Raw genomic sequence first — 24,462 nt, forward strand, 5'->3', positions numbered from 1 at the left:
ACGATCTGTAAGGAGGTGCCATCAATGGCTGTACCATTTAGAAGAACTTCTAAAACTGCAAAAAGAAAGCGTCGTACGCATTTCAAATTATCTGTACCTGGTATGGTAACTTGCCCTAACTGTGGTGAGGCTAAATTATCACACCGTGTTTGCAAAGCTTGCGGACAATACAAAGGTAAAGAAGTAGTAAGCAAATAATACAGTGTTTGCTCACTTAAAAGGCTAGTAGAGAGACCATGGCTCTTTACTAGCCTTTTTTTGATGGCTTAAAAACAGAATATTGCGTTGATTGCGAAATTTAATATAATAGTGAAATAATTGTATGATACAATTTATTCATGGAGACAAAGGGGGTAATAATGTGAGTTATACAATCGACAATCATGATGGTGTTATGACTTTTACGATTAATCGAGAAGAGAAGCGTAATGCTGTCAATGATGAGGTTATGAATGGTCTTCAGGAAGTCATTACGTATATTCGAAAACATGAGGATGTGCGTTTTTTAGTAGTGACAGGTGCTGGAGATAAATCATTTTGCTCTGGAGGGGATTTATCTGAGTTTCATTCGCTGGAGACGGAGGATGAGGCATTTGGTATGTTAAGTAAGATGGGGAAAATATTATATGACCTTGCAACACTCCCGGTACCCACTATAGCGCTTATAAATGGTACCGCAGTTGGTGGAGGTTGTGAGATTGCCACAGCTTGTGATTTTCGTTTAGTGGCAAACCATGCGAAATGTGGTTTTATTCAAGGAACCTTAGCCATTACGAGTGGTTGGGGTGGTGGTACATATCTTTTTGAACGAGGTTTACGTCATGACCGTGCATTAAAAATGCTTGTGGATGCGAAGCCGTATCCTGCGCAGTTGCTATATGAAATTGGATGGGCAATGCGAGTTTTTGAAGGCTCAAAGGATGAGGCGTTAAATGATTTTATTGAACATATGCGAAAAATTCATCCTTCTGTTCATAAAGCTTATAAGGAAATCGAGCTTCGTAAATGGCGAGAACGAAATATGTATGAGCGGGTGATGGAGGAAGTTCGTACGTGTGCAAAATTGTGGGAAAGTGAAGCGCATCATCTGGCTGTTAATAATTTCTTAACAAAGAAGAATAATAATTGATGTATAAAGGCAGTGATGAAAGAAAAACATAATCACTGTCTTTTTTCATGCAATGATTCTATTTTGCTCGCTACTGCATATAGTAGTAAAAAATGCGAGGGTGATAGATTATGGAATTGAAAAAAAGAAAAGATCAATGGACAAAGGAAGACGATGAAAGACTAGCAGAAATTGTCTTGCATAATGTGCAAAATGGCAAAACGCAGTTGGAGGCTTTTGAAATGGCGGCTATGGAACTGGGCCGTACAAAGCAGGCGTGTGGCTTCCGTTGGAATAAAACATTACGTGGTCAATATAGTCAGTCATTATTAGCTGTACGAAATCAACCCCAACAATCTATGCGAAGTCACTTGAAATTGGCATTGACAAGTTTTGACGAATTAACAGATGCTTATCAAACCCTTGAAATGAGACATCGTGAGTTGCAAAATGAACATGAGAAATTAGTGAAGTGGCTGCAGCAAGGTTATTCGTTAATGAAAGATTAAACTTCAGTAACTATGAAGAGCATACAATATTTATCTTTCCTAGAGATAAAACCCTTTCTGTATATCGTCAATAAACAGCCAATCTTGTATAATAGAAGAACCTACTTAGGGGTGCCTTAGAATTTATTCTGAGGCACCTTATTCTTATAGCTTCATAATGTGGAGAGGAAAGGGTGTAAAATGAAATGATGAAGGTAGCAGTTATTGGTGCTGGAGCGGTTGGTCAATTAACAGCAAGCTTTTTAGCAGAGTCGGGAATGTCAGTATCGTTAGTGACAAGAAAACAGAAGCAGGTAGAAGAGCTAACTACCAATCAATTAACGCGAATGAATATTGATGGAACTAAAACTGTACAAAAAATTGCTTCTACAACAAATTTAACTGCATTACCACCTCAAGATTTAATTGTGATTGCTGTTAAATATGTTCATTTACAAAATCTCTATGACCAATTAGCGTCACTATCAAATGAAATACCTTTGCTCTTTATGCAAAATGGCTTGGCTCATTTTGAGGAGGCACGAAGTTTACCTCAAAAAAATATCGCGTTTTGCTCCGTTTCTTTTGGTGCACAATTGCGGAATCAAACAACTGTTCAACATAGAGGGATTGGTCCTTGTAAAATAGCTATCGAACGAGGGAAACAACCTGTTTTTCTAAAGTTATTACAATTACAAAATCCATTGTTTCCTGTTGAAATGGCCGATAATGCAGAGAAGATGCTATTTGAAAAAGCAATATTTAATAGCTTAATCAATCCATTAACTTATGTATTACAAATAAAGAACGGGGAACTAGTGACTAATACACGAGTGTATGCCCTTTTGAAGAATATTTATCAGGAGTTAACGATTGCGTTCGAAGATATTGAGCGCACTATATCTTTTGGAGATGTGGTAGACTTATGTAGGCAAACAGCCGAAAATACATCTTCCATGCTTGCAGATCGTATGCAGGGAAGAAAAAGTGAGATTGAAACAATTGTTGGTGCCATTTTGGATAAGGCTTTAACAAATGGTCATCATTTGCCTACTTTGCGTACTTTATATCTCCAAGTACTTGCGATAGAGGAGAGCGGTGAACAAAGTTGAAAGACCTTTTACATATTATTGTTAGTATCGTTATTTTTTGCCCAATTGTTCTTTTTATTATAGTCTATCTAATTAGCCGGAAAGTTAAAATACGTGGTACCCATGCATTTGGTGCGGCGTCTGATGTGACAACCTTCTGCTTGTTCTTTTCAGTCCCCTTAGGCATTGGAGTACTGTGGCAAGTAAATGTAGGGGGACTTTTAGTCATCCTTGCAATAATGATGGCTATGATTTTTACATATATTGAATGGCGGACCAAAAAAGAAATAGAAGTGAAGCCGTTATTAAAGAAAATTTGGCGTTTTTTATTTTTATTACTGAGCACCGCGTATGTTGTGATCTGTATAATCGGTGTCATTCAGTCCCTTGTAGACTATTTACAGGTTGCCTAAGCATTTTCTTTTCATGTTGGAGCTATAAGGGTTAAAATAATAGCATTATAAAGTAGATATAAAAAATCATTCTTTATGGATGGGAAACTGATTAAATGTCATAAAGCCTAGTGCTAAAAGAATAGTTCAGTAATATTGCACAGTGCTATGTTCATGGTGGGGGAAATGCAATATGGGCTAAAAACATTTACAGCCTCAAGTGCATAATATGTGAGGAATCAATTTCTCGTTATAAGTAAAATAATGATTGAGTGAGTAGAGGAGCTTATATTAAATGAAACTGGAGTCTATCCAAGTACCTATAAAAAATAATGTGCTAGCCGATTACTGGTCGCCAAATACTGCCATTCATCAGTTTTTTGAATACGATTTTAATGATCAGGCTTTTGAGGAAAGAGCGAAGCATTTAGCACAACATGCCAGAGATCAAAAAGAGCTGACAGCCATCATCCGTCAATTTATGGAGCCACTAGGGTTATCACAAAAAGCGAATGAACATTTACAACAACTAGAACAAGGAGCTATGGTCATAATCGGTGGCCAACAAGCAGGTATCTTAACTGGCCCTCTTTACTCCGTTCATAAAGCGATTTCAGTCATTGTGTTAGCAAAAGAACAAAGTGCGAAGCTTCAAAAATCTGTCGTACCTGTTTTTTGGATAGCTGGAGAAGATCATGATTTGGAAGAAATTAATCATACTTATACGGTGCATGGAGAGTTATTAAAAAAACGAGCATACAGTGAGCGCTCTAGACGTAAAACAATGGCATCGGCAACAATGCTCAATAAAGAGTCGATGACACAATTTATCAATACCATTATTAGAGACATTGGGGAAACCGAGTATACAGAGGCCCTTATTAAACAATTAGTAGATGTGCTAAACGAAAGTGAGACATTTACTGATTTCTTTGCGCGGTTAATGAACCAATTATTTAAAGATGAAGGGTTACTGTTCATTGATGCAGCGGATTATAATTTCCGTCAATATGAAAGTGACAATTTTGCACACATCATTCAGCATAGCGAAGAAATTGCTAGAGTTGTAACAGAAAAGGAAGAGCTGTTAGAGCAAACGGGCTACGGTAAACCTATTTTAGCGACAAGAGATGCAGCTAATCTATTCTATGTAGAGGACGGAGAACGTCATCTTTTGGAAAGAAAAAATGATCTATTTATTAATTTAGCCGCAAACCTTAAGTTTACTCGTGAAGAGCTACTAGAGATTGCCAAGAAATATCCAGAGCGCTTGAGTAATAACGTGGTGTCCCGTCCATTAATGCAGGAAATGACGTTCCCTGTACTGGCATTCGTCGGTGGCCCTGGTGAATTAGCTTATTGGGCAACATTAAAAAGTGCATTTTCTGTACTAGACCTACAAATGCCTATTTTTGCCCCGCGCCTTCATATGACGATTGTGACGCGTCATGTAGAGCAATTATTGTGTGAACATCAATTGACTGTTACGGATGTTTGGAATGGCAAAGCTTTAGAAATGAAAGAGCGTTTTATTGATGATGTGCAGGATAGTGAGGCTAAACGCCAAATTCAGGCTATGGAGCAGTTGTTAGCAGAAAAGTACAGTGAGCTTGCATCGTATTTAGAGGAACAGCATTTAACTTTAGATAAAATCCTTGTGAAAAATCAAGAAAATCATGCAAAACAATTTGACTACCTGCAGCAAAAAATTGAGCAAACTGTACTCGACAAGCATGAAACTACTATCCGCAAATTTACGACGCTACAAAATGAGTTGTATCCAAACGAAGGTTTCCAGGAAAGAACTTATAATCCATATCAATATTTTAATGAGTTTGGACCTATGTTGATTGCTGAAATGTTAAAGCAAAACTATAGTATTGGCAAACACCACTATTTACTTTATTTATAAACCTATCTGCCAGGTTCTTTATACCTAGATGATTTTTTGATACAATATTGATTTGATGAATTTTGTCTATAAAAATAGTATTTAGAGAGCTATCCTCCTAAGGATAGCTCTTTCTTTGTGTCATTTAGCATATATCAAAAATTTCCATCAAGGTCTAATTGCACATTAAGAGATAAAATGTCAAGTTTTTTTTAAAAAAAGTGGAGGAAAGTGGGGGGATGTGGTACATTATTTAATAAAGTGGGGTGAGTAGTATGTTCATGGGAGAATATCAACACTCCGTTGATGCGAAAGGGCGATTAATCGTGCCGGCAAAATTTCGTGAAGCTTTAGGCGAAGCGTTTGTTGTCACAAGAGGTCTCGATAACTGTCTATTTGGCTATCCTATGAATGAATGGCGAAAACTCGAAGAAAAGTTAAAAGATTTACCGATGACCAAAAAGGATACACGTGCATTTGCAAGGTTTTTCTTTTCTGGCGCAACAGAGGTAGAAATAGACAAGCAGGGGCGAATTAATATTCCAGCTACTCTTATGCAACATGCACATCTTGTAAAGGAATGTGTAGTGTTGGGGGTTTCAAATCGAATTGAGATTTGGGCTAAAGATGCATGGGAAGCTTACTTCAGCGAGTCCGAACAATCTTTTAATGAAATTGCAGAAAATATGATTGGCTTTGATTTTTAACTTTTGATAAGCATGTCCATTCAAAGATGACATGAGGTTAAGGCCTGAAAGGAGCGAGTGGTATGTTCGATCATACAACCGTGTTATTAAAAGAAACTGTTGATGGGTTGAACATCGATCCTGATGGTGTATATGTGGACTGTACGTTAGGTGGTGCAGGCCATAGTGAATATTTAGTTCAACAATTATCTGATAAAGGCCGTTTAATTTGTTTCGATCAAGATATGACGGCTATCGAAAATGCGAAAATTCGATTAGCGCCTTATATTGAGCGCGTCACGTTTATACATTCGAATTTCCGGTATTTAAAAGAAGAATTATTAGCTCATGGTTTTGAACAAGTGGATGGTATTTTATATGACTTAGGCGTATCTTCACCTCAGTTAGATACACCTGAACGAGGCTTTAGCTATCACCATGATGCACCACTTGATATGCGCATGGATCAAACGGCAACACTTACAGCTTTTGAAGTTGTCAATCAATGGGCATATGAAGATTTAGTACGTATTTTTTTCCGTTATGGAGAAGAAAAGTTTTCAAAGCAAGTTGCTCGTAAAATTGAAGAGGCGCGTAAGTCAGCACCAATTGAAACAACTGGACAACTTGTAGAGCTTATTAAAGAGGGTATTCCAGCAGCGGCACGCCGAAAAGGTGGGCATCCAGCAAAGCGCATTTTCCAAGCAATAAGAATTGCTGTCAATGACGAGTTAGGCGCGGCAGAGGATTCATTAGTCGATGCGATTGATATGATAAACGTAGGTGGACGCATTAGTGTCATTACGTTCCATTCATTGGAGGACCGCCTATGCAAGACAATCTTTAAGGAAGCGTCATCATTACCGGAATTACCACCAAATTTACCAGTAATTCCAGATGACATGAAGCCAACTTTAAAGCTTATTTCACGAAAGCCAATTCTTCCATCAGATGAAGAATTAGAAGTGAATAATCGGGCTCGTTCAGCAAAGCTTAGAGTGGTGGAGAAAATTAACGACAAAGGGCGTGAGTAAATGGCAGCCGTACGTGTAAGGCAACAGCACCAACATCAACAAGTGCAACAACCGATAACACCACCTAGTCCACAACCCACTATCATACGTCGTAAAAAAACGAACCAGAAGTTTGAGAAAACAATGCTAATTGTTTTAGTTAGCATTATTGCTGTATTAGGAGTCCTAGTATTAAATAAACAAGCAGCTATTCAAACGACAAGCATGGACATTCAAAAGATCGAATCAGAAGCAGATGAGATTGCAAAACAGAATGTTGACTTAACGGTTCGTGTAAGTGAACTTTCTACATACGATAACATATGGAAAAAAGCGAAAGAACTCGGTTTAACTCAAAATGAGAAAAATGTAAAGGTAGTGCCGGGAGAATGAAAAAAAAGAGATTTCGATTCCAATGGGGAGCCTTTCTATTAATGATTTTTTATGGAGGGCTCTTTTTTCTATTATTCACAAGAATGGTGAACATTCAGGCGACAGGGCAAGTAGAAGGACAGGAGCTTGCAGCAAGAGCAGCTGCTAAGTATGGTAAGGAAAGTGTTATCACAGCAAACCGAGGAAAAATTTATGACCAAAACGGTCAAGTGATTGCAGAAGATACGTTAAGCTATCGTCTAGTTGCAGTCGTGAGTGAAGCTGCTACAACAGATCCAAAAAAACCTAGGCATGTTGTAGATGCTGAAAAAACGGCTCAAGTTTTAGCGAAGTATATTCCGGCAATGCAAGGAAAAGAAGATGAAGTTCTGAAAAAACTAAATAACCGTTATAGAAGCGATGGTGAACCATTATATCAAGTGGAATTTGGGAGTTCTGGACGCGGTATTAGTCACGAGGTTATGAGTAAAATAAAGGAAGAAAAATTACCAGGAATTCTATTTGTTAGTGATTTAAAACGTTATTATCCAAATGGTGTCTTTGCCTCCCATTTAATTGGCTATGCACTGAAAAAGGATAATGCGGATGGAACTGTTACTACAAAAGGCGAAATGGGCCTAGAATATACGTATGACAAAGAACTGACAGGTGTTAACGGTAAAATGAAATACGAAACAGATGCTTTCAGTTATTTATTACCGAACAGCGAGAAGATGGTGACACCTGCTAAAGATGGGGACGACATTTATTTAACGCTCGATAAAACCATCCAAAGCTTTTTAGAAGAAGCAATGACAAAGGTTGAACAGGAATATAATCCTGAGTCCATGACGGCTGTTGTAGCAGATCCGAAGACTGGGAAAATATTAGCGATGTCCCAGCGTCCTACATTTAACCCAGAAACACGTGATAGTCAAAATATGAAGTGGCTGAACGAGGTAATTGAAGAAACAATTGAGCCTGGTTCAACGATGAAAACATTTACACTAGCTTCAGCTATTGATACAAATACATGGGAACCAAACACATTCTACCAATCAGGTTCTTATACTATACTTGATCGTACTATCCGAGATCATAATCAGGTCGGTTGGGGCCCTATCACCTATTTAGAAGGATTCCAACGATCTTCGAATACGGCCATGGCCCATTTATTAAAGTTGATTGGCGATGATGTCTTTGTGGAATATTTAGACCGTTTTGGTTTCGGCCACAAAACAGGAATTGATTTACCGAACGAAGCGACAGGTACAATATTATCTAAATACCCGATCCAACGAGTGACAACAACATATGGACAAGGGTCAACCGTAACGCCTATCCAAATGATCCAAGCCATGACTGCTATTGCGAATGATGGCAAGATGATGCAGCCTTATGTGATTGACCGTATTGTTGATTCATCAACAGGGAAGGTTATTCAAAACCATGAACCTGTTGAAAAAGGACAACCAATCAAAGCAGATACAGCCAAACAAGTACGAGAAATCCTTGCCTCTACACTAACATCAGAATTTGGTACTGCGAAGGATTTTATTCTAGAGGATTATGAGGTTGCAGGGAAGACAGGGACAGCACAAATTCCGAGAGCAGATGGTACGTATGCTTGGGGTGCTAACCAATTCCTCTATTCATTTTTAGGAATGGCTCCTGTCGATGATCCTCAGCTCATCATGTATGTCTCAGTGAAAAAACCTAAGTTAAATAATGAGCTTGGATCAGTCCCAGTATCTAAAGTGTTTAATCCTGTTATGTTAAATAGCTTAAAGCACCTTAATATTAATCCAGGTGATGTACAGTATGTGGATAAGGTAGATATTAAGGATTATACAGGTCAAAGTGCTGAGGCGATTGAGGTAGAGCTAGGGAATGATGGATTACAGCCTGTTATTGTTGGAAGCGGGGGTAAAATCATAGATCAATATCCGAAAGATACAAAACAACTAGTTAAAGGTAGTTATGTATTTTTGAAGACAGATGGAGATATCATATTGCCAGATTTTACGAATTGGTCATTGAGAAATTTACTTGTTTTCAAATCTATGACAGGGGTAGAGATGGAGATTTTCGGTGAAGGCTTTGTAGCGAGTCAAAGTGTGTCTCCAGGCACTACTATAACGGATAATTCACCGATTGTTGTTAAGCTCAAAACACCTGCTGAAAGCTTTGTACAAGATGTCGAGGCAGCTTCTGAGGGTGAAATTGAACAAGTAGAAGATGAATAATACTGAATAGAAGTCCACTTTATTTCATACGTTGTAAAAAACAAGGTGTGATGTCGAATGAAGTGGATTTCTATCCATTCTAAAAAGCGTTTACGTATTTTATATGTGTTGTTTATGTGTGCGGCGGTGGCGATAGTGATTAGGCTTTTCTTTTTGCAAGTGTTGGATCAAAAGGAACTGACAACGAAGGCAGAAGAGAACTGGGACCGAGAAATCCCATTTGCTAATGAACGAGGGCATATTACTGATCGAGATGGTGAGAGTATTGTAACCAATAAGCTAGCACCAACATTATATTTTATGCCTTCCCAGAGTAAAGATATTGAAGGGGCAGCTGAAAAAATTGCACAAGTTCTAGAAGTGGACAAAGAGAAACTTTTAGAGAAGATGAAGAAAAAAGCCTATTTAGTAAAGCTAGCGCCTGAGGGGAAAAATATCCCCTATGAAAAAGCTGTGGAATTACAAGGCTTACAAATTGAAGGATTATATAGTGGTGTCGACTACTCAAGAGACTATCCATATGGGACACTTTTATCTCGATTTTTAGGTTTTACAGGGTATGATGCACAAGGCTTAGCTGGTATCGAATATGAATATGATAAGTTTTTGCAGGCTAATTCATCTGCAATTCGCCTATTTACCGATGCAAAGGGCAATAATTTACCGAATGTCGCGAGTGCTTGGAAGGCTGGCGAGGATGGGGCAACTATTGAGCTAACGATCGATGTCGATGTCCAACAGGTCGTTGAACGTGAATTGTCACAGGCTATGGAGCGCTATGAAGCGGACCAAGCATTGGCTATTGCTATGAATCCAAATAATGGAGAAATCTTAGCGTTAGCCTCCTATCCAACCTTTAATCCGGCTGAATATCAATTAGTCGAGCCTGCGATTTATAATCGAAATTTACCAGTGTGGATGACATATGAGCCAGGTTCTACTTTTAAAATTATTACCCTTAGCGCTGCATTGGAAGAAAATTTAGTGGATTTAGAGCATGATACTTTTTATGATCCAGGGTATACGATGGTTGCTGGAGCAAGACTTCGTTGTTGGAAGCGTGAAGGGCATGGACATGAAACCTTTTTAGAAGTTGTGGAGAATTCCTGTAACCCAGGCTTTATTGAATTAGGGCAGCGGTTAGGTAATGAGCGACTATTGCAATATATTAAAGATTTTGGCTTTGGTCAAAAGACTGGTTCCAATATTGCTGGTGAAGCTTCAGGAATATTATTTTCTAAGGAAGCCTTCGGACCTGTTGAACAGGCAACAACCTCATTTGGGCAAGGGGTAGCGGTAACTCCAATTCAGCAAGTTCAAGCGGTAGCAGCAGCAATAAATGGAGGCAAGCTTTATACGCCTTATGTTGTGAAAAAAGTATTTAATCCTAATACAGGCGAAGTCATACAGGAAACTAAACCTGTTGTCAAAAATCAGGTAATTCGTGAGGAGACTTCTGCAAAGGTTCGGGGCGCATTGGAGTCTGTTGTAGCGAATGGTTCAGGTCGACAAGCCTTCCGAGATGGTTTACGAATTGGCGGTAAAACAGGAACAGCACAAAAGGTTGAAAACGGCCGTTACAAAAGTGGAGAATATATCGTATCATTTATTGGCTTTGCGCCAGCCGACAATCCGCAAATTGTCGTCTATGTAGCAGTCGACAACCCTAAAAAGACGACGCAGTTTGGTGGCGTTGTAGCAGCACCTATTGTTGGGCAAATTATTGAGGATGTTGCACCGTTTATAGGTATTGAAAAATCGAAGGAACAGCTCGAAAAGGATTATCGTTATGGGGATCCAATTACTGTGAAGGTACCGAATTTTATCGGGCAAACAAAGGATGATATTGCCAAGCAGTTTTATCCATTCCGTATAGAATGGCATGGAGAAGGGACTAAAATTGGTAACCAGTTACCTGAAGTGGATAGTGTTATCAAACAAGATGGTACCATTCATTTATATTTGGAGAACTGAAATAACTTTACCTTTAAAAAATGGGAAAGAACCACTATTATTATGAAGGGTAGTAATAAATAAATGAAAGTTTATGCTTTTTTCCTAACGAAGAAAGTGAAACAAGATTTAAAGGAGATTTTTCAATGAAACTCGCAACAACACTTACCATTTTAGCTCTTGCTTTTATAGTAACAGTTATCCTGGCACCAATTAGTATTCCACTTCTTCGACGCCTAAAGTTTGGGCAAAGTATTCGTGAAGAGGGACCAAAATCACATATGAAAAAAGCTGGTACACCAACAATGGGCGGTATAATTTTCTTAATTTCTATCGTCCTAACAACTGTTGGTGTAGGAAGCTTTTTAGATTTATTAACGACACAGACCGTAGTACTTTTACTAGTATTAGCAGGATTTGGCTTAATAGGTTTACTGGATGATGGTTTGAAGGTTGTATTTAAAAGGAATTTAGGGTTAACCTCTCTTCAAAAATTAATTGGTCAAATTGTTATCGCCATCCTTGCATATTTTCTACTGCATGTTGGATCGTTTGATACAACACTTGCTATTCCATTTACAAATTGGACAGTTGATCTTGGTGTCTTCTATGTTGCCTTTTTAATTTTTTGGTTAGTAGGTTTCTCCAATGCGGTGAATTTAACAGATGGTTTAGATGGACTAGTGGCAGGAACTGCATCGATTGCTTTTGCGGCATTTGGTGTTATTGCACTTTTCCAAAGCCAAGCTGATATTGCTTTATTTGCCTTTGCTGTTACAGGAGCATTATTAGGGTTTTTATTATTTAATGCGAATCCAGCAAAAGTATTTATGGGTGATACGGGTTCATTAGCATTAGGTGGGGCGTTAGCCATGGTATCGGTATTAGTAAAAGAAGAGTTTTTACTATTACTAGTTGGCTTGGTATTTGTCATCGAAACATTATCCGTTATTTTACAGGTAGGAAGCTTTAAACTGCGTAAAAAGCGTATTTTTAAGATGAGTCCAATCCATCACCATTTTGAATTATCAGGTTGGTCAGAGTGGAAAGTAGTGCTTGTCTTCTGGTCAACTGCCCTAGCAGTAGCATTGATTGCAGTCTTATCGGAGGCGTTTTAATGAAAAACTATACAGATTTACAACATAAAAAAGTACTTGTGTTAGGCCTAGCAAAAAGTGGTGTGGCAGCTGCAGAAATTTTACATGAGCTCGGCGCCTTTGTCACAGTCAATGATTCCAAACCATTTGATGAAAGCCCTGATGCTCAGGGGCTATTACAAAGGGGGATTACCGTGATTTGTGGCCGCCATCCTGAGGATTTACTGGATGAAGGTTTTGAATTAGTCGTTAAAAACCCAGGCATTCCTTATAGTAATCGCATTGTAGCGGATGCTCTACATCGCGATATTCCTGTGTGGACGGAGATTGAACTTGCTTATTTAATAAGTGATGCACCATTTATAGGTATTACAGGCTCGAATGGTAAAACAACGACGACTACTTTAATCTTCGATATGTTGAACAACGGAAGTAAAAATCCTTTGATTGCAGGAAATATTGGTACAGTTGCTTGTGGCGTCGCTAAAGAAGCTAATGAAGATGACATTATTGTAACGGAGCTGTCATCGTTCCAATTGATGGGGACTAAAACATTTAAGCCTAAAATTTCTATTCTAACAAACCTTTATGATGCCCATCTTGACTATCATGGAACATTTGATAATTATGCTGAAGCGAAGTTTGCTGTGACGCGTAATCAAGATGAAAGTGATTACTTTATTTATAATGCTGATCAACCAATTGTAGTTGGATATGCAGCGCAATCAAATGCGCAAAAAATTCCATTCAGTTCAAATGGACGTACTGTCAACGGAATCAGTGCAGATGAGACAACGATATATTGGCAAGGGGAACCTTATATGGACCGGGCGAATATCGCGCTGCCTGGTAAGCATAATTTAGAGAACATCCTAGCAGCAGTGGCAGCATGTATTTTAGTTGGCTGTGACAAAGGGAAGATGGAAGAGGTTTTAGCAACATTTGGCGGAGTGAGACACCGTACTCAATTCGTACGCGAATGGAATGGTCGGAAGATTTATAATGACTCCAAAGCTACAAACTGTTTAGCAACAAAAAGTGCTTTAGACGCATTCCAAGCGCCGGTTATTTTGCTAGCAGGTGGTTTAGATCGAGGACACTCTTTTGAGGAGCTTCGATCAAGTATGAATCATGTGAAAGGCGTCGTCGCATTCGGAGAAACTGGACTACGTTTTGTTGAATTTGCAAAATCATGTGGTGTCCAACAAACAGTTATCGCTCAAAATGTGGAGGACGCTGTACACTATGCAGCACCGATGTCAGCAGAGGGAGATATTATTTTATTATCTCCAGCATGTGCAAGCTGGGATCAATATGACAGCTTTGAAATACGCGGAGATGTTTTTATTGATGCTGTAATGAAGCTGTAATGAGCCTGTAACTATTTTAGAATATACTTGACTTGGAAGGATGGCATTACTGAGAGGGAAAGAAAGTTACTTATTGCTCGTCACAACTTTGATGCTATCAGTAATCGGCATTATTTTCGTCTATTCTGCGGGGACTTATTGGAGTGCCATTCATTATAGTGGAAAAATGCCGTTTTATATGAAGCAAAGCGTATACTTTGTGGTAGCCATAATTGTATTTTTAATCACAATTCGATTAAATATTTTGAGAGAGCAGTCCTTTTGGAAAATGGCCTATATATTTTCGTTAATTTTACTTGTTCTAGTGTTAATACCTGGTATTGGGCTAGTGCGAAATGGTTCGCAAAGCTGGATAGGGGTTGGTCCATTGACAATCCAGCCAGCGGAGCTAACGAAAATAACTGTCATTGTTTACCTGAGTCATATTTTAGCGCAGCATAAAACAGGGACGCCAGTTGTTAATTGGCGCCATGCTTTAATCCTATTAATCCCTGTTGCTTTGATTATGTTGCAGCCTGACTTCGGTTCAGTATTTATTCTTGTTGTGGCTGTATTTTTATTGTTTTTTGTCGCTGGGTACCCGTTAAAGCTATATGCCATGATTATGTTGGTTGGTATAGCGGGACTAGTAGGATTAATTGCAACTGCACCATATCGACTAAAGCGAATAGAAGCATTCCTCGATCCATGGGCTGATCCCTTGGTAAGTGGGTTCCAAGCAGTGCAATCACTAATGGCGATTGGTCCTGCCGGAATTTTTGGTCATGGTTTTGGACAAAGTCGACAAAAGTTTCTATATTTGCCTGAGCCACAAAATGACTTTATTTACGCTATTATTTTGGAAGAAGTCGGCTTGATTGGTGGTCTCTTTATTTTAGCACTATTCGTACTGACAATTTATGCGGGCTATAGATTTGCTGTACAGGCTAAAAATCGAACATCCTATTATGCGATTATAGGGCTAGTCACAATGCTGATGGTGCAAGCGTTTCTTAATATAGCTGTAGTAATAGGTTTAGTACCTGTAACCGGTGTTACATTGCCTTTTATTAGCTATGGAGGAACATCTTTAGTCACAATGTGGTTAATAATAGGTATTATTTATCAATTAGCGAAATAAATATAAAGGAGGAGTACTTTTTGGAGAAAGTAATTGATATAGAAGATCGTATACCTACGCTAAAAAAGCGACGAAAAAAGCGTACAAATCGTAAATTTATCGTGCTAATATTACTTTTCTTTATTGTGTTAGCGGTACTCCTTTATTTTCAATCTCCTTACAGTAACATCAATAAAATAACAGTCAATGGTGCGAAGCTGGTAGATAATGAACATTATGTGGAGACAAGTACCCTTGCGCTAGGTAAATCAATGTGGGGGTTCAAAATAGAAGACGTGGAGAATCTTCTGTTAAAGGATAAATGGGTAAAAGAAGCACATGTTAAACGTAACTGGCTTCGATGCGTAACGATAGATGTGAAGGAATGGAAAAAAGTTGCGTATTTGGCTGGGGACGGCACCTATTATCCGTTGCTTGAAAATGGTGAACGTTTTGAGCAAAAAGGGAATGATACTCCAATTGATGCCCCTGTTTTTATTGGAATTACTGGTGAAAAAACAATTAAAAAACTAGTTGCACAGTTAGCACAATTAAAACCAGAAGTATTAGCTTTAATTTCTCAGGTTAACACGAATAGTAATGATACAAATCCGAACGCGGTAAAGCTTTATATGAATGATGGCTATGAGGTACGAGCTATTATTCAGACGCTTGCAGATAAGTTAAATTATTACCCCTCCATTGTTGCACAAATTGCAAATTTAGAAAAAGGTGTAATTGATTTAGAGGTCGGTTCCTATTATCGTCCTTTTAACGAGGAGTACAACAAAATAAGCATCGACATGGAAGCTAATGAAGATGGGGAAATGGTTGACCAGGAAGTGACAGAAGATGAACAACAAGAAGAATAGCAAAGGGAGTTTTTTTTCTAGAAAACAATTTGAACTATTGATTGTTTGTGTGACAACAGGGTTTATCATCGGCTATTCATATAATCAGGCAAAAGATAACCGCGAAGCAGGTACAATTAATTCAGAGCTTTATGAGCAAGAAGATTCTTATCGTGAGGAATTGATCACTCAGCAAGAACGCAATAAAGAGCTAACGGAAGAGTTAAATAGCCTACAGGAACAAATTCGGAAGTATGAGAAATCATTTGCTTCTGATGAGAAAGACTATAAGAAGCTTGTTGAACAAGCGGAGGATTTACGGCTCTTACTTGGTGAGTTGAAGAGTGATGGAAAAGGAATACGGATTACTCTCCAAGATGGTGATTATGATCCAAAATCTTTGAATCCGAATGATTATATCGTTCATGAAAGCCATGTTTTTAAATTGTTGAATGAATTGAAAATTTCGGGTGCTCAAGCAATTGCTATTAATGGGCAACGTGTCTTGGCCAATTCCTATATCAGATGTAATGGTCCAGTAATAACTATTGATGGTACACAGCATCCCGCTCCTTTTGTAATAGAAGCTGTAGGAGATTCCGATACTTTAATGGCTTCTTTAAATTTAAATGGCGGTGTCGTTGATCAATTATTAAATGACAATATTGTGGTGTCTTTAGAAGAACATCAGAAACTTACAATGCCAAGAGTAAAAGTAGAAAGTTAAGGACAAGTCCTAGTTCATGTTTAAAGTCTAATTTCAGCCTCTAGGGAAGTTTTACATTGACTACTGAGGGGCATACGATACGTCTAGGAGGGGCTATTTTGCGAAGAAATATGTACACCCGAATAACGATCGTGCTATTTATTATCGGTTTGATGATAGCGGTACAATACAATACCATACAAAAACCAGCAGAGCGAGATACACGAGATATTTGGGCAATAAGAGAGGAATTAGCACAAGAAAAGCAAAGGCATTCCGCATTACTGGCAGAAATTCGCTCACTTCATGAAGTAGTGGATCGCTATGAGCAATCTGAAAAAGTAAATCAGCAAGCAGCTTTACATGAAACATTAAATCGTTTAAAGCAACAGGCTGGACTAACAGAAGTGATAGGGCCTGGTGTCATACTTCGGATTGAACCAGCACCTGAATTAATAGAGATGGGCTATGAAATTAAAGAAATATCGCCCGATTTATTAACTCAATTATTAAATACGCTGTTTAAAAACGATGCAACCAGTGTTTCAATAGATGGCAATCGTGTTGTTCAAACAACGGCCATTCGGGACATTAATGGGAAGACAACGGTGAATAGTGTACCATTGTTGTCACCTAAATTTGATATATATGTTGGGACAAGCGACTATAAAGCAGCTCAAAAAATGTATAATTCGCTTCAAGCCTCGACGTTTATAGATTCATTTTATTTAGATAATTATAATTTAGTAATTGAAGAGCCAATAGATCAATTACAAATTCCAGCATTTGATCAGCCATTGACAAATGATTACTTAGCAGAGGTAAAAAAAGGAGATTAATTTATGTGGCTACCATTTTTAGGTTTGATATTTGGACTTGCCCTTGGCTTGTTAACAAATATACAAATCCCCTCTATGTATGAAAATTATCTGTCAATAGCAGTTTTAGCAGCTTTAGATACATTATTTGGTGGTATCCGTGCTCAATTACAGCAAGTGTACGACGATAAAGTTTTTGTATCAGGATTCTTTTTTAATATAGTTCTCGCAGCAGGGTTAGCGTTTATAGGTGTGAATTTAGGGATAGATTTGTATTTAGCAGCTATTTTCGCTTTCGGAGTACGTTTATTCCAAAATATTGCAATAATTAGGCGTATATTACTAACTCGCTTGGATGAGAAACGTCACAAGAAAGAAAAAACTTCCATAGATTAAGAGAAAAATTGACCAAAATACTCGATTTGCTTAGACATTATGCCAAATTTACAATAGAATGAAAATAAGAGCATTTTTCAAGGAGGTGCAGCGAATTGAATCAGCAAGATTTATACATTTCACTTGATATTGGATCCTCCTCTATCAAGGTATTAATAGGTGAAATGAGTGACGGACAATTACATGTAATTGGCGTCGGAAATGTAAAATCGAATGGGGTTCGAAAAGGAGCAATTGTTGACATCGATGCAACAGTTCAATCTATTCGAAAAGCAGTAGAACAAGCCGAACGAATGACAGGGTATCAAATTCAAGAAGTCGTTCTAGGCGTTCCTGCTAACCAAACGATGTTACAGCTAGTTAAAGGTGTTGTCGCTGTAAATAGTGAAAACAGAGAAATTACAGATGATGATTTAGACAGAGTGGTAGAATCTGCACAAGTCATGTCAATACCTCCTGAACGTGAATTAGTTAACATCATTCCAAGACAGTTTATTGTGGACAACCTTGATGAAATTAAAGATCCTCGTGGTATGATTGGCATCCGTCTAGAAATGGATGCAACAATGATAACGACATCCAAAACGCTTTTACACAATGTTCTTCGCTGTGTTGAGCGTGCAGGTTTAAGTATACGAGAAATATATTTGCAACCATTAGCATCAGGCTACTTTGCATTAACTGAAGATGAAAAAAACCAAGGAACTGCCTTTGTAGACATAGGAGGCGGCTCTACTACGATCGCGGTATTTGAAGAGGGATTGTTAACGCATACAGGCGTCCTACCAGTTGGTGGTGATCATATAACGAAAGATATTTCCATCGTTTTAAAGACACCAACAGAACAAGCTGAAAATATCAAACACCAATTTGGACATGCCTTTTATGATGATGCATCTGACGATGAAATCTTTGAAGTACCAATTGTAGGAACAGATTCTACTGATCAATATAGCCAACGCTATATCTCAGAAATTATTGGCGCTCGCCTAGAAGAATTACTAGAATTAGTGATTGACGAGTTAGCACGTCTAGGTGTTAGAGATTTACCTGGCGGCGTTGTTTTAACTGGTGGTGTTGCTAAACTTGAAGGTATCGCCCAGTTAGCACGTCAAATTCTACAAACGCGTGTAAGAATTTATACACCCGATTATATTGGCGTTAGAGAGCCTTCATTTGCAACAGCGGTTGGACTTATTCGTTACGCCTATTTAGAAGATGATTTTTACGGTAAAAGTACGAATACGCAACCTGTTGAATATGCAGCTGTAGGAGCTCAAGCAGCTATGCCTAAAAAGCAAGAGTATTCTGCACCTTCAGAACCAAAAGAAAGCGTAATCGGGAGAGCAAAAAAATTATTTGATAAGTTTTTTGATTAACTAGAATGCGTAATGATTGATACAGAGTCGAGTTACCGTGGGAGGAAAAAGAGATGTTAGAATTTGATACAAATGTAGATGAACTTGCAGTAATAAAGGTCATAGGTGTTGGTGGCGGCGGTAACAACGCTGTCAATCGAATGATAGAACATGGTGTACAAGGTGTTGACTTTATCGCAGTTAACACAGATTCACAAGCATTGAATTTATCAAAGGCAGAGGTTAGGCTTCAAATTGGTGCTAAACTGACGCGTGGATTAGGGGCAGGTGCTAATCCAGAAGTAGGAAAAAAAGCGGCTGAAGAGAGCCGTGAGCAATTAGAAGAGGTTCTACGTGGCGCAGACATGGTATTCGTCACTGCCGGTATGGGTGGAGGCACTGGTACTGGTGCAGCGCCAGTAATTGCACAAATTGCTCGTGAGTTAGGAGCACTAACAGTAGGTGTTGTGACACGTCCATTTACGTTTGAAGGACGTAAACGTCAAACACAGGCTATCGGCGGAATTGGTGGTATGAAAGAAGCCGTGGATACGCTAATTGTTATCCCGAACGACAAGTTATTACAAATTGTCGATAAATCAACACCAATGCTAGAAGCTTTCAGAGAAGCAGATAACGTACTTCGTCAAGGTGTCCAAGGTATTTCTGATTTAATCGCAACACCTGGTCTTATTAACTTAGACTTTGCAGACGTGAAAACAATTATGTCAAACAAAGGCTCAGCATTAATGGGTATCGGTATTGCTACTGGTGAAAACCGTGCTTCAGAAGCAGCAAAGAAAGCCATTTCGAGTCCTTTACTAGAATCGTCTATCGATGGTGCTAAAGGCGTTCTTATGAATATTACAGGTGGCTCTAATCTTAGCTTATTTGAAGTACAAGAAGCAGCAGATATTGTAGCTTCTGCATCTGATGAAGAAGTAAATATGATTTTCGGTTCTGTCATTAATGAAAACCTAAAAGATGAAATCATTGTGACAGTTATCGCAACAGGTTTTACGGAAGAAGCTTTACAACAACAACGTCATACAGTAAAACCATCACTCAATATAAATAGACAATCTGCTCCACAACAACAAGCACCAATTCGTGAACAACGACAAGAAATGCATGTTCAACAAGAACAGCCACGTCAAAATCAGCAACAGTATGCACAGGATGACATGCTTGAAGTCCCAGCATTTTTACGTAATCGCAAAAATCGTGGTTAATTGAAATCAAACAACTTCTAAAAAGCTCGTATTTTACATATGTAAAATACGAGCTTTTTAAATTTGTTGTCGAGATGTTCATTTGTGTAAGGAAACCATGTATTTTGTCAAAACATTTTAAGGAAATGATGCGATTGTTTGACAATATTTGTGGGAGTAACATGCTAACTTTGTAAGTAGGAGGCGGCTGTTATGTATGGAGAATGGCTGGTGCTCATTAATACACTTTTTAATCTAGCGATACTCACGTTTACAGCAAGAGTAACAGGGGTTCTAGTCAAGAATTCAAGATTATTAATGAGTTCGTTTTGTAGTAGTTTAGTAGCTGTAATTGGCGGTCAAATGCTGTGGACAACGATTCTTAGTTTTATATTACTCATAGGTATAGCTTTTCGCTTTAGGATTCGGAGCTTCCAGAAGCAAGGACCGATCGTTTTAACAGCAACGATCGTTATCGGCGGATTGTTAACAGCACTACAACCTTTTTTAAAAAATCTTTCTGCCACCCATTTTATAATGATTTGTTTTGTACTCGCAGTTTTAAATCTCGTTGCATTCTATAAGCAATGGGGATTTGTGAAGCTAGAGCGTTTAAGTGGACAATTTGTATTTGACACAACTTTAAAAATTTTTGGTGCAATAATACCACTTTCAGCATTTGTGGATACAGGTAACCAAGCAATTGAGCCGCTTTCAGGTAAGCCCGTTCATTTCGTCTCATATACAGCTTTAAGTCCACATTTACCTGCGGATTTCCGCAAATCATTAATAGAATGGCAAGAAACAGATCCGTACAATGTATCTATGTTTTCAGAAGATTATCAGCGTTATATACGATTTATTCATATCAATACTGTACAGCAACAAACTGTTGTATTAGGTTTTCGCTTTGATGAATGGCTTATAAAGGGGGAGCCTTCGCAGGTGAAATCGAATGAATATATCGTTTTAACAAAAAAGGCTAAAAATTTTCCACATAGCACAGCAGCAATTTTACATTTTTCAGCGCTTTCAAATAACTCATAGAGGGGGAGAACTATTGCTTCTTAGGCTACTTGCTAGCTTGAAAAAATTTTGGAGTAAGTTTCGTAGTCGTGAAACGTACTATATAGGGGGAAATGATTCATTGCCAGTGCCACTAAGTCGAGAAGAAGAAGTTACAGTCATTGCATCCTTTATGAAAGGTGATTTACGTGCTAGAGACACACTAATTGAACGTAATTTACGTCTTGTTGTTTATATTGCTAGACGTTTTGACAATACGGGGACGCCAATCGAAGATTTAATCAGCATTGGTTCTATCGGGTTAATAAAGGCGATTGAAACGTTCAATACAGATAAAAATATTAAGCTTGCAACATACGCATCACGATGCATTGAAAATGAAATTTTAATGCACTTACGAAAAACTAGTCGTATGAAGGGTGAAGTGTCATTAGACGAACCATTAAACTCTGATGCAGATGGAAATGAATTATTACTATCAGATATTTTAGGTACAGAAGAGCACATTATTCTTGATAATGTAGAGAAAAAAATTGAACGTCAGCATATGTTCCATGCCATTAATTTATTAGGTGCACGTGAACGATATATTATGGAATGCCGTTTTGGTCTCAATGGGAAAGTAGAAATGACGCAAAAAGAAGTGGCAGATCATTTAGGGATATCACAATCATATATTTCCCGCTTAGAAAAGAAAATTATTCAGGATTTACGTGAAAATTTAAATCAGCCAATTTCTTAGAAAGGGAAAATTAACCTACCTAAAATTGGTCATAGCTTTTGTGCATATTCTTGTTTCTCTCGGACAAACTGATGTCACGGTTTAGTCAGAGAATAACATCCGGAGGAATCGAATATGCGAACAAAAGTAGATCTTTGCGGCTTAGATACATCGACTTTGCCAATTTTAAAGCACGAGGAAATGAAGGAACTCTTCATTCGTTTACAAGCTGGTGAAACTGAAATCAGAGAAGAGCTTGTCATGTGCAATTTAAGGTTAGTGCTAAGTATTGTTGGTAGATTTGCCTATAGAGGTGAACAGGCAGATGATTTATTTCAAGTAGGCTGTATTGGCCTCATGAAAGCCATTGATCATTTTGATTTAAAGCATAATGTGAGATTTTCAACATATGCTGTCCCAATGATCATTGGTGAAATTCGTCGCCATCTGCGTGATCATCATGCATTACGAGTATCTCGTTCTTTAAGAGATATTGCGTATAAGGCAATGCAAGCAAAAGAACAGTGGATAACCGAAAATTTGCGCGAACCAACGATTGAAGAAATTGCTGACATGATCGAGATGAAAAAAGAAGATGTTTTATTTGCTTTAGATGCAATTCAAGACCCAATGTCATTACAAGAGCCCATATATTCAGATGGAGGGGACGCTGTCTATATGATGGACCAATTACGTGATGATGATGTATCAGAAGATCAATGGGTTGCCTATGTGTCGGTTAAGGAAAGCTTGCAAAAACTAGATGAACGTCAGCAAATGATCGTGGCAAAACGTTTTTATTATGGTGAAACACAAACTGAAATTGCTAAGGAATTAGGCATTTCACAAGCACAAATTTCACGTCTTGAAAAAAATGCAATTGAAACAATGCAAAAAGATTACAAATAAAAAAATGCGCATCGAATTATTCGGTGCGCATTTTATCTTCATTCAATGAACGATTGATACATAAATATAAAGAGACAGCAAAGTTTGATGATAGAGAAAAATAATTTAGATGAAAGAGTAATGGATAGAGGAGGTTTTTCATTGCGGTTCTCATTATTACAACAAAAAGAAGTAATTGAAGCAGGAAATGGACGATTTATAGGATTTGTGGTAGATGCTGAGGTATCAAAAGAAACGGGCTATGTAACAGCATTTTTAATTGCCGAGCCCCGAAAATATCTTGGTTTTTTTAAAGGAGAAGAATCTGTAAGAAAAGTGTATATGAAAGATGTGCTTGTCGTTGGCAAGGATGTTATTTTGGTAAAGGCACTTTCCTAAAAGGCTGACATAGGTCAGGCTATTCATTGATAAATCAAGCATTGCTTGTTACAATAAGAGAAACTATTGTTGTAAAGTTGGGAAAAACAGTGACAAAAATTTTAGCAAATTTAAACAAACTAAATGATTTAATAGCAGCAGCAGAAACAAGAGTCAATCGTGAAGCCAATAATGTCCAAATAATAGCTGTGACGAAAGAGGTTTCTGTAGAAAGAACCCAAGAAGCAATTGAAGCTGGATTGACTCATTTAGGAGAAAACCGACCTGAAGGTTTAAATCGTAAACTATCTGCGATTCAAGCTCATGTCAATTGGCATTATATCGGGTCACTACAAACACGTAAAGTAAAACAAGTGATTAACAGCATTGATTATTTACATTCATTAGATCGTTTGAGTTTGGCAGAAGAAATTGAAAAAAGAGCAGTAAAGCCTGTAAAATGTTTTATACAAGTAAATGTTTCAGGGGAAGAATCAAAACATGGTTTAAGCATGGAAGAAGTTTTACCTTTTGTAGAATCATTGAAAAGTTTTACAAAAGTCGAAGTTGTCGGTTTAATGACAATGGCACCAAACACAGAAGACGAAGCACTTATTCGTACTGTATTTAAGCAATTAAAACAATGTCAACAGCAAATAGCCGAGCAAGGATTCGCACACGCACCTTGTACCGAGTTATCAATGGGCATGTCTAATGACTTTGAAATTGCGGTAGAGGAAGGGGCTACTTTTGTTCGAGTCGGAACGGCTCTTGTTGGAAATGAAAGAGGGGAACAGGATGAGCATGAAAAATAAAATTAAAAACTTCTTTTACCTCGAAGAAGAACTAGAAGAAGAAATCACGCAAGCTCCTATTCAGCAGCAACAACCTGTACAACAACAGCAACCGATTCATTCAGTAAAGCCTAAAAAAACAATTAAAGAACGTAAGGCATCGATCCATGAAATTGTGCCGCAAAGTACAGCTACTCCGAATAATATTGTCAGCTTACAAGCTGCAATGAGTTCCAAAGGAGCAAAAGTTGTCTTAATAGAGCCTAGAGTCTATGCAGAAGCACAAGATATCGCGGAACATTTAAAAAATAAACGTGCAGCTATCGTTAATTTACAACGTATTGAGCGAGAGCAAGGTAAACGCATTATTGATTTTTTAAGTGGCACAGTTTATGCCCTTGCAGGGGATATACAACGTATTGGGAAAGATATTTTCCTTTGCACTCCAGACAGCGTAGAAGTGACTGGTGAAATTACGAACTTTATTTTAGACGATAATTAATAGCGAG

Annotated in this window: 26 protein-coding genes; all 26 read left to right on the plus strand. The window is 38.1% G+C overall.

Annotated elements, in window-relative coordinates; genetic code table 11:
* Positions 1 to 24 precede the first annotated feature (24 nt).
* A complete protein-coding gene (gene rpmF, locus AC1Q6O_RS03075; RefSeq protein ID WP_004224819.1) occupies positions 25 to 198 on the plus strand; it encodes a 50S ribosomal protein L32 in 174 nt (57 codons plus the stop codon).
* Between the two features lie 163 nt (positions 199 to 361).
* Entirely contained in the window at positions 362 to 1,129 is a 768-nt protein-coding gene (locus AC1Q6O_RS03080; protein ID WP_089985271.1) for an enoyl-CoA hydratase/isomerase family protein, read from the plus strand.
* 110 nt (positions 1,130 to 1,239) lie between these two features.
* Complete coding sequence (locus AC1Q6O_RS03085; protein WP_008173900.1) at positions 1,240 to 1,617, plus strand: transcriptional regulator; 378 nt, start codon at positions 1,240 to 1,242, stop codon at positions 1,615 to 1,617.
* Between the two features lie 185 nt (positions 1,618 to 1,802).
* The gene (locus AC1Q6O_RS03090; protein ID WP_008173899.1) at positions 1,803 to 2,708 is read left to right on the plus strand and encodes a ketopantoate reductase family protein; all 906 of its coding nucleotides are present in this window, start codon (positions 1,803 to 1,805) and stop codon (positions 2,706 to 2,708) included.
* The gene (locus AC1Q6O_RS03095; protein WP_008173897.1) at positions 2,705 to 3,100 is read left to right on the plus strand and encodes a DUF3397 domain-containing protein; all 396 of its coding nucleotides are present in this window, start codon (positions 2,705 to 2,707) and stop codon (positions 3,098 to 3,100) included. The genes AC1Q6O_RS03090 and AC1Q6O_RS03095 overlap by 4 nt, the downstream gene beginning before the upstream one ends.
* A gap of 274 nt (positions 3,101 to 3,374) precedes the next feature.
* Positions 3,375 to 4,991, plus strand: coding sequence for a bacillithiol biosynthesis cysteine-adding enzyme BshC (gene bshC / locus AC1Q6O_RS03100; protein WP_089985273.1), 1,617 nt, complete (start codon positions 3,375 to 3,377; stop codon positions 4,989 to 4,991).
* Positions 4,992 to 5,245: 254 nt separating this feature from the next.
* On the plus strand, positions 5,246 to 5,677 hold the full coding sequence (mraZ, locus tag AC1Q6O_RS03105; protein ID WP_008173894.1) for a division/cell wall cluster transcriptional repressor MraZ: 432 nt from the start codon (positions 5,246 to 5,248) through the stop codon (positions 5,675 to 5,677).
* A 62-nt stretch (positions 5,678 to 5,739) separates the two neighbouring features.
* Positions 5,740 to 6,690, plus strand: coding sequence for a 16S rRNA (cytosine(1402)-N(4))-methyltransferase RsmH (rsmH, locus tag AC1Q6O_RS03110; RefSeq protein ID WP_036123772.1), 951 nt, complete (start codon positions 5,740 to 5,742; stop codon positions 6,688 to 6,690).
* On the plus strand, positions 6,691 to 7,062 hold the full coding sequence (ftsL2, locus tag AC1Q6O_RS03115; protein WP_008173890.1) for a cell division protein FtsL: 372 nt from the start codon (positions 6,691 to 6,693) through the stop codon (positions 7,060 to 7,062). It abuts the gene before it with no gap.
* A complete protein-coding gene (locus AC1Q6O_RS03120) occupies positions 7,059 to 9,287 on the plus strand; it encodes a penicillin-binding protein (protein ID WP_171365304.1) in 2,229 nt (742 codons plus the stop codon). The genes ftsL2 and AC1Q6O_RS03120 overlap by 4 nt, the downstream gene beginning before the upstream one ends.
* Before the next feature lie 57 nt (positions 9,288 to 9,344).
* A complete protein-coding gene (locus tag AC1Q6O_RS03125; RefSeq protein WP_008173886.1) occupies positions 9,345 to 11,261 on the plus strand; it encodes a stage V sporulation protein D in 1,917 nt (638 codons plus the stop codon).
* Positions 11,262 to 11,386: 125 nt separating this feature from the next.
* Positions 11,387 to 12,358, plus strand: coding sequence for a phospho-N-acetylmuramoyl-pentapeptide-transferase (gene mraY / locus AC1Q6O_RS03130; protein ID WP_036123778.1), 972 nt, complete (start codon positions 11,387 to 11,389; stop codon positions 12,356 to 12,358).
* On the plus strand, positions 12,358 to 13,707 hold the full coding sequence (murD, locus tag AC1Q6O_RS03135; protein WP_008173881.1) for a UDP-N-acetylmuramoyl-L-alanine--D-glutamate ligase: 1,350 nt from the start codon (positions 12,358 to 12,360) through the stop codon (positions 13,705 to 13,707). Before mraY ends, murD begins: the two co-directional genes overlap by 1 nt.
* 40 nt (positions 13,708 to 13,747) lie before the next feature.
* Positions 13,748 to 14,827 (plus strand): putative lipid II flippase FtsW, encoded by a 1,080-nt coding sequence (gene ftsW, locus AC1Q6O_RS03140; protein ID WP_008173880.1) that lies wholly within the window; start codon positions 13,748 to 13,750, stop codon positions 14,825 to 14,827.
* 20 nt (positions 14,828 to 14,847) lie between these two features.
* Entirely contained in the window at positions 14,848 to 15,678 is an 831-nt protein-coding gene (locus AC1Q6O_RS03145; RefSeq protein ID WP_492400911.1) for a cell division protein FtsQ/DivIB, read from the plus strand.
* Positions 15,659 to 16,384 (plus strand): DUF881 domain-containing protein, encoded by a 726-nt coding sequence (locus AC1Q6O_RS03150; RefSeq protein WP_008173876.1) that lies wholly within the window; start codon positions 15,659 to 15,661, stop codon positions 16,382 to 16,384. Before AC1Q6O_RS03145 ends, AC1Q6O_RS03150 begins: the two co-directional genes overlap by 20 nt.
* Positions 16,385 to 16,482: 98 nt before the next feature.
* The gene (locus AC1Q6O_RS03155; protein WP_090001944.1) at positions 16,483 to 17,202 is read left to right on the plus strand and encodes a DUF881 domain-containing protein; all 720 of its coding nucleotides are present in this window, start codon (positions 16,483 to 16,485) and stop codon (positions 17,200 to 17,202) included.
* A gap of 3 nt (positions 17,203 to 17,205) precedes the next feature.
* Positions 17,206 to 17,577, plus strand: coding sequence for a small basic family protein (locus AC1Q6O_RS03160; RefSeq protein WP_008173872.1), 372 nt, complete (start codon positions 17,206 to 17,208; stop codon positions 17,575 to 17,577).
* 95 nt (positions 17,578 to 17,672) lie between these two features.
* Positions 17,673 to 18,956 (plus strand): cell division protein FtsA, encoded by a 1,284-nt coding sequence (ftsA, locus tag AC1Q6O_RS03165; protein ID WP_008173870.1) that lies wholly within the window; start codon positions 17,673 to 17,675, stop codon positions 18,954 to 18,956.
* 53 nt (positions 18,957 to 19,009) lie between these two features.
* Positions 19,010 to 20,167 carry a cell division protein FtsZ gene (gene ftsZ / locus AC1Q6O_RS03170; protein ID WP_008173868.1) on the plus strand — a complete coding sequence of 386 codons (1,158 nt, stop codon included), beginning with the start codon at positions 19,010 to 19,012 and terminating at the stop codon, positions 20,165 to 20,167.
* Positions 20,168 to 20,359: 192 nt separating this feature from the next.
* Positions 20,360 to 21,193, plus strand: a complete 834-nt coding sequence (locus AC1Q6O_RS03175) for a sigma-E processing peptidase SpoIIGA (RefSeq protein WP_239354243.1) — start codon at positions 20,360 to 20,362, stop codon at positions 21,191 to 21,193.
* Positions 21,194 to 21,206: 13 nt separating this feature from the next.
* Complete coding sequence (gene sigE / locus AC1Q6O_RS03180; RefSeq protein WP_025113851.1) at positions 21,207 to 21,914, plus strand: RNA polymerase sporulation sigma factor SigE; 708 nt, start codon at positions 21,207 to 21,209, stop codon at positions 21,912 to 21,914.
* Positions 21,915 to 22,028: 114 nt separating this feature from the next.
* On the plus strand, positions 22,029 to 22,802 hold the full coding sequence (gene sigG / locus AC1Q6O_RS03185) for an RNA polymerase sporulation sigma factor SigG (protein ID WP_025113852.1): 774 nt from the start codon (positions 22,029 to 22,031) through the stop codon (positions 22,800 to 22,802).
* Between the two features lie 141 nt (positions 22,803 to 22,943).
* Positions 22,944 to 23,180 (plus strand): PRC-barrel domain-containing protein, encoded by a 237-nt coding sequence (locus AC1Q6O_RS03190; RefSeq protein ID WP_025113853.1) that lies wholly within the window; start codon positions 22,944 to 22,946, stop codon positions 23,178 to 23,180.
* Positions 23,181 to 23,269: 89 nt separating this feature from the next.
* Positions 23,270 to 23,974 (plus strand): YggS family pyridoxal phosphate-dependent enzyme, encoded by a 705-nt coding sequence (locus AC1Q6O_RS03195; RefSeq protein WP_043989717.1) that lies wholly within the window; start codon positions 23,270 to 23,272, stop codon positions 23,972 to 23,974.
* The gene (locus AC1Q6O_RS03200) at positions 23,958 to 24,455 is read left to right on the plus strand and encodes a cell division protein SepF (protein ID WP_239354245.1); all 498 of its coding nucleotides are present in this window, start codon (positions 23,958 to 23,960) and stop codon (positions 24,453 to 24,455) included. The genes AC1Q6O_RS03195 and AC1Q6O_RS03200 overlap by 17 nt, the downstream gene beginning before the upstream one ends.
* Positions 24,456 to 24,462 lie beyond the last annotated feature (7 nt).

It is taken from the genome of Lysinibacillus sp. GW823-FHT06C08, assembly GCF_058795135.1.